This window comes from Pseudomonas sp. PS01299 (assembly GCF_029960145.1).
In the GTDB taxonomy this organism is placed as follows: domain Bacteria; phylum Pseudomonadota; class Gammaproteobacteria; order Pseudomonadales; family Pseudomonadaceae; genus Aquipseudomonas; species Aquipseudomonas putida_A.
In genome coordinates, this window is sequence record NZ_JASCPO010000223.1 from 1 (window position 1) to 9528 (window position 9528).

11 protein-coding genes and 1 pseudogene are annotated in these 9528 nt (G+C 59.7%); 3 read left to right on the forward strand and 9 right to left on the reverse strand.

What is annotated here, in order from left to right:
• The 6 genes and pseudogenes from QMX91_RS25580 to tssA form a co-directional block, all read right to left on the reverse strand.
• Positions 1–71 (reverse strand): helix-turn-helix domain-containing protein (locus tag QMX91_RS25580; RefSeq protein WP_146469857.1); only part of this gene is annotated, 71 nt, incomplete at its 3' end.
• Positions 72–226: 155 nt separating this feature from the next.
• On the reverse strand, positions 227–751 hold the full coding sequence (locus QMX91_RS25585) for a PAAR domain-containing protein (protein ID WP_223007035.1): 525 nt from the start codon (positions 749–751) through the stop codon (positions 227–229).
• 11 nt (positions 752–762) lie between these two features.
• Positions 763–1170, reverse strand: coding sequence for a type VI secretion system baseplate subunit TssE (gene tssE / locus QMX91_RS25590; RefSeq protein WP_007920274.1), 408 nt, complete (start codon positions 1168–1170; stop codon positions 763–765).
• 9 nt (positions 1171–1179) lie between these two features.
• A complete protein-coding gene (tssC, locus tag QMX91_RS25595; RefSeq protein WP_003229584.1) occupies positions 1180–2655 on the reverse strand; it encodes a type VI secretion system contractile sheath large subunit in 1476 nt (491 codons plus the stop codon).
• 25 nt (positions 2656–2680) lie between these two features.
• Positions 2681–3184: a type VI secretion system contractile sheath small subunit gene (gene tssB, locus QMX91_RS25600; protein WP_003229587.1), complete on the reverse strand. Its 504-nt coding sequence runs from the start codon at positions 3182–3184 to the stop codon at positions 2681–2683.
• Between the two features lie 32 nt (positions 3185–3216).
• A pseudogene (tssA, locus tag QMX91_RS25605) lies at positions 3217–4779 on the reverse strand (type VI secretion system protein TssA).
• A 752-nt stretch (positions 4780–5531) separates the two neighbouring features.
• Here tssA and QMX91_RS25610 point away from each other — a divergent pair.
• Positions 5532–5888: a hypothetical protein gene (locus QMX91_RS25610; protein WP_098966314.1), complete on the forward strand. Its 357-nt coding sequence runs from the start codon at positions 5532–5534 to the stop codon at positions 5886–5888.
• Between the two features lie 96 nt (positions 5889–5984).
• Here QMX91_RS25610 and QMX91_RS25615 read toward each other — a convergent pair whose 3' ends face one another.
• The 3 genes from QMX91_RS25615 to QMX91_RS25625 form a co-directional block, all read right to left on the reverse strand.
• Positions 5985–6260: an HU family DNA-binding protein gene (locus QMX91_RS25615; protein WP_003213368.1), complete on the reverse strand. Its 276-nt coding sequence runs from the start codon at positions 6258–6260 to the stop codon at positions 5985–5987.
• Between the two features lie 190 nt (positions 6261–6450).
• Complete coding sequence (locus QMX91_RS25620; protein WP_282413562.1) at positions 6451–7599, reverse strand: FAD-dependent oxidoreductase; 1149 nt, start codon at positions 7597–7599, stop codon at positions 6451–6453.
• 20 nt (positions 7600–7619) lie between these two features.
• Complete coding sequence (locus QMX91_RS25625) at positions 7620–7787, reverse strand: rubredoxin (RefSeq protein ID WP_003229600.1); 168 nt, start codon at positions 7785–7787, stop codon at positions 7620–7622.
• 200 nt (positions 7788–7987) lie between these two features.
• On the opposite strand from QMX91_RS25625, the gene QMX91_RS25630 reads away from it, so the two are divergent.
• Both QMX91_RS25630 and ubiA read left to right on the forward strand, forming a co-directional pair.
• On the forward strand, positions 7988–8548 hold the full coding sequence (locus tag QMX91_RS25630) for a chorismate lyase (RefSeq protein WP_134785016.1): 561 nt from the start codon (positions 7988–7990) through the stop codon (positions 8546–8548).
• Positions 8548–9438 carry a 4-hydroxybenzoate octaprenyltransferase gene (ubiA, locus tag QMX91_RS25635; protein ID WP_134785017.1) on the forward strand — a complete coding sequence of 297 codons (891 nt, stop codon included), beginning with the start codon at positions 8548–8550 and terminating at the stop codon, positions 9436–9438. The genes QMX91_RS25630 and ubiA overlap by 1 nt, the downstream gene beginning before the upstream one ends.
• The last annotated feature ends 90 nt before the right edge of the window (positions 9439–9528 follow it).

Here is a 9528-nt window from a genome sequence, read left to right on the forward strand (position 1 = left end):
AGGCTGAAACCTTGGGCATGACCGATTTGAATGGTGGCGCGCTCTTCAACGCTGAGTTCGGAATAAGACATAGGGACAGCACCGTACCGGAAAGGTCAGGTGTTGCACTCAGTTTTCGCCGCCGCCCTGTGATTTTGAATTGACGGACAGCTGCAGACTTACCAGTTTGGTTACTGGCCGGCGTCAGACTTGATGCTATTTTCGTATCCGCCATAACAAAATCCTTTTATCCAATTACGACTTCAGATTGCTGTTCAATAATCAACTCATAGGACTCCGCTACAGAGGACGAGATTTTTTGCGTCTTCCCGTCGGCTCCCGTGACGCCACTGATAACTTTCCCCGAGGCGGTTTTGAAACTGTATGCCACTCCCGCCAGGGGCTTCCCGGAGTCCTGACAATTGATGACGTAGTGCTCGTTAAACGGCCATTTGATCTCCACCGGTAACGGCGGCACAAACGGCGCCGGCGAGTGCGAATTACCGATAATCACCGTCCCGGAACCTGCCGTGACTTTATTGCCGTGAGAACCAACCGAACCTACGGTCGCAGCTGGTTTGCCATTGATCAAAACCGTGGTCGCCAGATCGCCAACCAACGCACCACCACACGCCGAGGCATCGCCTTGGCGGGCGGCCGCGAGGCCGTCGAAGAACACGTCGCCGGAACCGGCGGCGATCGGGTTGGTACCGTGGCCAGGAAGTGGGCAAGCGGTGGGGTCGGATACGCGTGCTGCGGGTTTGCCAGACATCGGGAATCTCCTTAGGTGACCTTCACTTGACCGCTGCCATCCAGGCGCGCGGAAAAACTGACCTGACGCTTGAAACCCTCGACTTCCAGCAGGCCTTCGATGCTGAAGGCCAGCCGCAACTGGTCGTGGTCACGCGGCAGGGAAATGACACGCACATTGCTCAGGCGCGGCTCGTAGGCTTCGATGAAGTTTTCGATGGCCAGACGGGCCTGACTCAGGGAGTCGTGCAGGCTCAGACGCATGTCATTGAGATCGGGCAACCCGTAGTCGGCCAGCGTTTGCACGCTGCCGGCCCGGGTGCTGAGCATTTTGGCCAGATGGGCAGCCACTGACGCCATGGCACAAGCCTCAAGGCTGTTGCCCTTGCGTAGTTGCGCGTCGCCGTTGAGGCGCTCGAACAGGCTGCCGTATCCGTCCATGAGTCGCTCTTACTCTTTGTCCAGCTTGCCAACCAGCGACAGGGTGAAATCGGCACCCATGTACTTGAAGTGCGGACGCACGTTCAAGCTCACGCGGTACCAGCCCGGCTCGCCTTCAACGTCGCTGACGATCACTTGCGCAGCGCGCAGCGGACGACGGCCACGCACTTCGGCGCTCGGGTTTTCCTGGTCGGCGACGTACTGACGGATCCACTTGTTCAGTTCCAGCTCGAGGTCGGTACGCTCTTTCCACGAACCGAGTTGCTCGCGCTGCAGCACTTTCAAGTAGTGAGCCAGGCGGTTGACGATCATCATGTACGGCAGTTGGGTGCCGAGCTTGTAGTTCAGCTCTGCCGCCTTGCCTTCTGCGCTGATGCCGAAGAACTTCGGCTTCTGCACCGAGCTGGCGGAGAAGAACGCCGCGTTGTCGGAACCTTTGCGCATGGTCAGGGAGATGAAGCCTTCTTCGGCCAGTTCGTATTCACGACGGTCGGAGACCAGAACCTCGGTCGGGATCTTGGTTTCGATTTCGCCCATGCTTTCGAAGTGGTGCAACGGCAGATCTTCAACCGCGCCACCGCTCTGTGGGCCGATGATGTTCGGGCACCAGCGGAATTTGGCGAAGCTGTCGGTCAGCTTGGTGCCGAACGCGAACGCGGTGTTGCCCCACAGGTAGTGCTCGTGGCTGTTGGCAACGGTTTCCTTGTACACGAACGATTTCACCGGGTTTTCTTCCGGATCGTACGGGTTGCGCAGCAGGAAACGCGGCACGGTCAGACCAACGTAACGGGAGTCTTCCGAAGTACGGAAGCTCTGCCATTTGGCGAATTGCGGGCCTTCGAAGTGGTCTTTCAGATCTTTCAGATCCGGCAGGCCGGTGAAGCTTTCCAGACCGAAGAATTTCGGGCCGGCGGCAGCGATGAACGGCGCGTGGGACATGCACGAAACGCTGGCCACGTACTGCATCAGTTTCACGTCCGGCGAGCTTGGGGACATGAAGTAGTTGGCGATGATCGCGCCCACCGGCTGACCACCGAACTGGCCGTATTCAGCGGTGTAGATGTGCTTGTACAGGCCCGACTGCATGACTTCCGGCGAGTCTTCGAAATCGTCCAGCAGGTCTTCTTTGGAGACGTTGAGGATTTCGATCTTGATGTTTTCGCGGAAGTTGGTGCGGTCCACCAGCAACTGCAGGCCACGCCACGACGATTCCAGTGCCTGGAAATCCGGGTGGTGCAGGATCTCGTCCATCTGACGGCTGAGCTTGGCATCGATCTCGGCGATCATGCGGTCAACCATGGCCTTCTTGACCGGTTCACCGTTGTTCTGCGGCTTGAGCAGTTCTTCGATGAACGCCGACACGCCACGCTTGGCGATGTCGTAGGCTTCGTCGTCCGGAGTCAGACGGGTTTCGGCGATGATGCTGTCGAGAATGCTGTATTCGCCGCTTTCGGCGCTCTTCTCTTGTGCTGCGCTAGTGCTCATTGTGTTGGCTTCCTTGGCTGGAGTCTCAGGCGTCCGGGGCTGCGGCGTTCAGGCCCAGCTCACCGAGTACGCGACCGCGGGATTCGTCGTCGGCGAGCACGCCTTCGATCGCTTTACGGAACGCAGGTGCGTTACCCAGCGGGCCTTTGAGGGCCACCAGCGCATCGCGCAGTTCCATCAGTTTTTTCAGCTCAGGCACTTGCTCGACCAGGCTGGCCGGGTTGAAGTCCTTCATCGAATTGACGCGCAGTTGCACAGCCAGCTCGTCGGCCTCGCCATCTTCCTGCAGACGGTTCGGCACGCTCAGCGTCAGACCCAGCTCTTGCTTGGCCAACACTTCGTCGAAGGTCATCTTGTCGATGCTGATCGGCTTGCGATCTTCGATTTTGCGATCGTCCTTGCGGTGGGTGTAGTCACCGATTGCCAGCAGCTTCAGCGGCAGTTCAATCTCTTCCTGAGCACCGCCGGTGGCGGGTTTGAAGGTGACGTTGATGCGTTCCTTGGGGGCTACCGAGCCTTCTTTGGCCATGGCTTTTCTCCTTGCGGTTGTGGCCCTGGGGCCTATTCGAGTACCACTTCGAGATCGAGGTGGCACAGCCTGCGATAAATCTCTTCCTTGCGTTCACGCACTGCATGGTTCTGCGGCAACAACTCGCAGCAACTGTGCAGCAGGTGCAGCACTTCCAATGCAAGATCGGGCTCCCAGGCGTGCAGGCCTGAGTCCTGTAATGTCTGATCGAGGGTTTCGAGCTGGTTCTTGGCCAGTTCGTACTTCTTGGCCATGAAGCACAGCCGGGCGAGGGCGAACTGCCAGAAGAACCGCTCGCGGCCACCGTGGGCCGACTGCAGCCCCTGCTTGAGGATTTGCACGGCAGGCTTGAGGCCTTCTTTGCGCAGCAGCGGCAGCACGTCCTGCAGGGCCTTTTCCCAGGCGGGCTGGGTTTCGACGTCGTCGGTTTCGACCTTGCGCGGCGCGCTGGCGCTCTGCAGGTGCGGCATGACATTGCCGGCGATCCACGCCCGGGTGGACGGATCGGCAAACGGCGCGCCGTCATGGAAACGACATTCGATGATGCCGGGCAGGCGCTGAACCAAAAGCGCGAAGTGGATTTCCACTTCGCGCATTGCCATCTCGGCGTTGAGGTTCTGGAGACATTCCCAGACCATCCTCTGGCCATCGAACCAGAACGGCGCCTTCGCCAGGCTCGCCTCCAGTTCCACCAGCAGGTCGGCGTATTTGCCCTGATCGAAGCGATCCTGATACTGCTTGAGTTTGTCCACCGGCAGACCGCGCAGCACGGTGATCTGCTCAGCGTTGCGTTCGGGCACCGCGTCGATCGGCAGCCAGAGCAAAGTGCGGTTCAGGCGCAGGGCGCGCAGGTCGGTGGCCTTCTGCTTGAGCCACCAGGCACACAACGGACGCGCGCTTTCCTGCTGCGCGCGCAAAGCCTTGTAGGCATCTTTTTCGTTATCGATCGGTGCGCCGGGGGTCAGCAACTGGCTCGCGGCCTGCTTGACCTGCGCCACTGCTGCACCCACCACACCGGGGGCCGGCTGATTGTCGGCGGCACGCTGGATCATGGTTTTCAGGCGACGCGAGAGCGGCAGCAACAGCGGAGCGTCGTCGCCCAGGTGCTCGGTGCACGCGGCATCGAGCCCGGCCAGATGCTCGGACAACTGCCGAAACATCGGCAGCTGTTCCTTGATCGCGATGTTTTCAGTGAGTACCTGCTCCAGACGCGGCACCAGCCAGCCGATGGCGGCGGCACGGGTGCGCGGTTTGAGCGGGTGAACGTCGGCCCAGTGGTTTTCCGACAGATGGTGCAGCAGACCGAGGCCGGCCAGCAGCCCGGGGAAGGATTCACGCTGGTACAACGACCAGGTCAGTCAGGCGCCGACGCGTAAATCCTTGGATTGGGTACGCAGCAGATTTTCGCTGTTTTCACGGATTTTCAGCCAGTCGATCTGCCCGCTTTCGTGCATCGACGAGGCTTTGGCCAGCTCGCTTTCCAGCGCCTCGAATTCGCTCGAAAAACGAACGTCTTCACCCGCGAAATTCTCTTTGGAAACAGAGACTTTTGCGAGTTCGAGGTAATGGGCGGAAAGTTTGCTTGAGTAGGACATCCATGGCCTTTAATTAGGATTACAGTCATGCGCCTATTGGAGTTGCCGCGGCGCGGGACAGTATCGAAGAGCAGTGAAGCGACTCATCCAATTGAGATGTGCTCTTTCAAGTGGGCGCATCGTAATCACTATGATGGCCACTAGCAAGCATCTGATTAAACAACAAGACGAAGTGTTCATTGGGCCGTGTAGGAGATCGCCCTATATGTGGCAGGGGAATCCCTGATGGCGAATTATATTGTGAACATTTGCCCTGCGCCCTCAGAACCCTTGATCCAGAGCGGCCCGATCCAGCCTGCGCGAATCGCGTCGAACATCCGTCCTATTACACGGGGGCCAGCATGACAACTCTCGAAAAAAATAGAAGTAGGATTTTTCCGAGAACCCGCTGGAATTACAAACAATTCAGCGGCGACAACGCTCAACAAAAAAAGTGCCATCAATTTGATGGCAATTCATTTTTCTGAAACTTTATTCATCTCGTGAATGCTGTACTTCAGTGCCAACTCAATAATTATCGAAGTGCGATCCAACAGTCATATCCACCACTTACGCAACACTTCCACGCCGAAAATACTCTGACAAATGTCAGGGATAATTCTTACATCGTTTTATTTCCCACGTTGCCAGCTTGCCTTGGTAAATTCTTTTCGCCCGGCAATGTCAACCAGACCGGCTGACTGTTGAGCCACGGTCCGAAGCCTGCATCTCATTCGGCTCCCGAGCCCGGAGCCGCCAAGGAGCTTTACCTCATGGAATTGAAAGCCATATTTTTCGCAGCACTTATTTGGTTGCCAACAACTCAAGCGTCAGCGGACACCCCGCCACTGGACGGTCATTACTATCTGACCGGTGCAATGGAAATGGGCGCCGAATTGCTGCTGCGCAAGGACGGCACGTTTGACGCAGGCGTGGCATATGGCAGCGCTAACGGTTTTGCCAAGGGCACCTGGCAGGTGCAGAACAACACCGTGACGCTGAAAAGCGATACCAAACCGGCGTCGAACAGCGATTTGTCCGGCCTGTTTCAGGATCTGCAACTGGCAATCGAGCCGAACTGCCTGGCCGTGGATTTCGGCAACGGCAAGGCCTGCTTCCGGCGTCAATAAGCCGATTGGCAGGCACAAAAAATGGGCACCCGACCGCAATCGGTGTGCCCATTTTTTATTGCAGTTCTCCCCGCTACTCAGGGAGTTCGCCGCAATTTAAGGATTGACGCTGTCTTTCAACGACTTGCCTGGCTTGAATGCCACGGTGTTGCTGGCCTTGATCTTCACCGGCTCACCGGTTTGCGGGTTCTTGCCGGTGCGGGCGCCGCGGTGGCGTTGCAGGAAGGTGCCGAAGCCCACCAGCGTGACGCTGTCCTTGCGGTGCAGAGCGCCGGTGATTTCTTCGAGGACGGCGTTGAGAACGCGGTTGGCCTGTTCTTTGGTCAGATCCGCTTTTTCAGCGATTGCAGCGGCGAGTTCTGGTTTACGCATTAGTGAAGCCCCTTTGACGGTTTTTTGTTGTTATGTCCGTGCTGTTCTCGTTGGAACAGCGCCCAAGGCGCCGCAGGCTCTACTCTGCGGCAGACGGGAGTGAGGATGGCACGCGGATACCGGCGGCGCCAGTCTCCCCGCGACCTTTGTAGGGGCAAAAGCGGGGTGATTCCGACAGAACGACCGGTATTTACGCCAGCAGGGGCGGAAGCTGTTTGTTCAGAGCAAGTTTTTCCATCACCGCCGCACCGGTCAGTGCATAGCCGAGCAACTGACCATCGGCACTGTGGCACAGGGCCTTGATGTCGGCGCCCTGCCCTTCAACGGTCCAGACGCCTTCGCTGCCCCGTGGCGGTGGCGAAACGACCAACGGGCACACCGGAGTTTTCACCGTGATCGGCATCGGGCCGTAACTCACGGCCGTCGGATTGCCGGCCAGGGTTTGTGCCAGCGCACGCGCACAGCTCATGAGGGGCATCACGTACAACAAATTCAGCCCATCGACCTCGGCACAGTCGCCCAAGGCGTAAATATTGGCGTGGGACGTCTTCAGATACCGGTCGACTACGACACCGCGATTGACCTGCACCCCGGCCGCCGCGGCCAGATCGATGCGCGGGCGCAGGCCGATGGCCGACACCACCACATCGCAGGCAATCACCTGCCCGTCGGACAGATGCGCTTCCAGCCCGTCTGCGACTTTTTGCAGGCGGGTCAGCACCGGGCCGAGGTGAAAACGCGCGCCCAGGCTTTCCAGCCCGGCCTGCACGGCGGCCGCAGCGGCCGGGTGCAGCAGCATCGGCATCACTTGCTCGCACGGCGCCACCAGTTGCACCTCGTAGCCGCCGAGGATCAGGTCGTTGGCGAATTCACAGCCGATCAGCCCGGCGCCCAGCAGCAACACGCGGCGCTTGCCCGCAGCGGCTGCACGAAAGCGCGCGTAATCTTCGAGATCGTTGATCGGGAACACCAGATCAGCACCGTCACCTTCGATCGGCACTCGCACGGTTTCCGCACCCCAGGCGAGGATCAGATCGCGGTAGTACACCGCTTCTTCGCCGATCCACAGGCGCTTGTGGCCGGCGTCGATGCCGCTGATGCGCGTGTGGGTGCGCACTTCGGCCTTCAATTGCTCGGCCATGGCGCCGGGTTCGGCCATGCTCAGGCCATCGGCGTCCTTGTTCTTGCCGAAACAGGTGGAGAGCATCGGCTTGGAGTAAGAGCGCCCGTCATCGGCGGTAATCAGCAGCAGCGGGGTTTCGCCATCGAGTTTGCGAAACTCCCGGGCCAGGTTGTAACCCGCAAGCCCGGTGCCGACGATTACGACAGGTGCGTTCATGCCTTACTCCTTGGTTTTTCTCAGTTGATTTCGATCATTTCGAAGTCCGACTTGCCCACGCCGCAGTCCGGGCACAGCCAGTCTTCCGGCACGTCCTGCCACAGGGTGCCCGGCGCGATGCCGTCATCCGGCCAACCGTCAGCTTCGTTGTAGATCAGGCCGCAGACGATGCATTGCCACTTTTTCATTCAGGTACTTCCTCAGGATTCAGGCTTTTGTCGGCGCGGACGGTCGATGGTGGGAGCGCTGCCATCCGGCTCAGGGCGTTTTGTACTGAGGGTGCCGGGCAGATGCAAGCCTGTTCGGCGCAACGGCGCCCCGGATCCATCAAATTCGCAGCACGCCATGTTAAGCTCGCCGCCTCATTTGCGGCCAATAATGACTCATTGTGCAACATTCAAATGCCTGCCCGACCCCGCTCTGGCTGACTCAAAGCCGACTGACGTCCCTTCCCGATTCGTTGACCCTGAACTGGTTGTTCGACGAAGGCTCGCTGACCCGCCGCCTGACGCGGCTGTCGAATGACGGCTTCAGCGTCACACCGTTGTTCGAAGGCTGGGACACTTTGCGCAGCGACGAATGCGCGGCGCTGGATCTGGCCGAAGGCAGCGAAGGCTGGGTGCGCGAGGTGTATCTGCGCGGTTACGGCGAGGCCTGGGTGTTCGCCCGTAGCGTGGCGTCACGCGCCGCCCTGCAAGGCGACGGCCTGCACATGGACGAACTGGGCAGCCGCTCGCTGGGCGAACTGCTGTTTTGCGACCACGCCTTCCAGCGCCGCGCCATCGAGGTCTGTCACTACCCGCAAGACTGGTTGCCGCCAGCCTGCCGCGCGCCCGAGCTGTGGGGCCGGCGCTCGCGTTTCGACCGTGGCGCCTTGAGCGTACTGGTGGCGGAGATTTTCCTGCCGACGTTGTGGAGCGCCGCCCGCGCCCATCCGGAGAACTGCTGATGTACCAGAGCCTGCTCAAATCCCTGAACCGCTTGAACCCGCGCGCCTGGGATTTCATTCAGCTGACGCGCATGGACAAGCCGATCGGCATTTACTTGCTGCTGTGGCCGACGCTGTGGGCGCTATGGATTGCCGGTAAGGGCTCGCCGTCGCTGGCCAACATTGTGATTTTCGTCCTCGGTGTGGTGCTGACCCGCGCCGGTGGCTGTGTGATCAACGACTGGGCCGATCGCAAGGTCGACGGCCACGTTAAACGCACCGCGCAACGACCGCTGGCCAGCGGCAAGATCAGTTCGAAAGAGGCGCTGGTGTTCTTCGCGCTGCTGATGGGCGTGAGCTTCCTGCTGGTGCTGTGCACCAATGCGCCGACCATCTGGCTGTCGCTGGGCGGCCTGGCGCTGGCATTCACCTACCCGTTCATGAAGCGCTACACCTATTACCCGCAAGTGGTATTGGGCGCAGCGTTCTCGTGGGGCATGCCGATGGCATTCACCGCCGAAACCGGCGCCGTGCCCGCCGCCGCCTGGCTGCTGTGGATCGCCAATCTGCTGTGGACGGTGGGTTACGACACCTATTACGCGATGACCGATCGTGACGACGACCTGAAGATCGGCGTGAAATCCACGGCGATTCTGTTCGGCGATGCGGATCGGGTGATCATCCTGACGTTGCAGGCGCTGTCGCTGGGCTGCCTGTTGCTGGCCGGGTCGAAGTTCGAGCTGGGCATCTGGTTCCATCTCGGCCTGTTGGTGGCCGCTGGATGCTATGCGTGGGAGTTCTGGTACACCCGTGATCGCGACCGGATGCGTTGCTTCAAGGCGTTTTTGCACAACCACTGGGCCGGGTTGGCGATTTTCGTCGGGATTGTGCTGGATTACGCGCTGCGTTGATCCACAAAACCTGTGGGAGCGGGCTTGCTCGCGAAAGCGTTTTGCCAGTGGCCTCTTCGTCAACTGACACACCGCTTTCGCGAGCAAGCC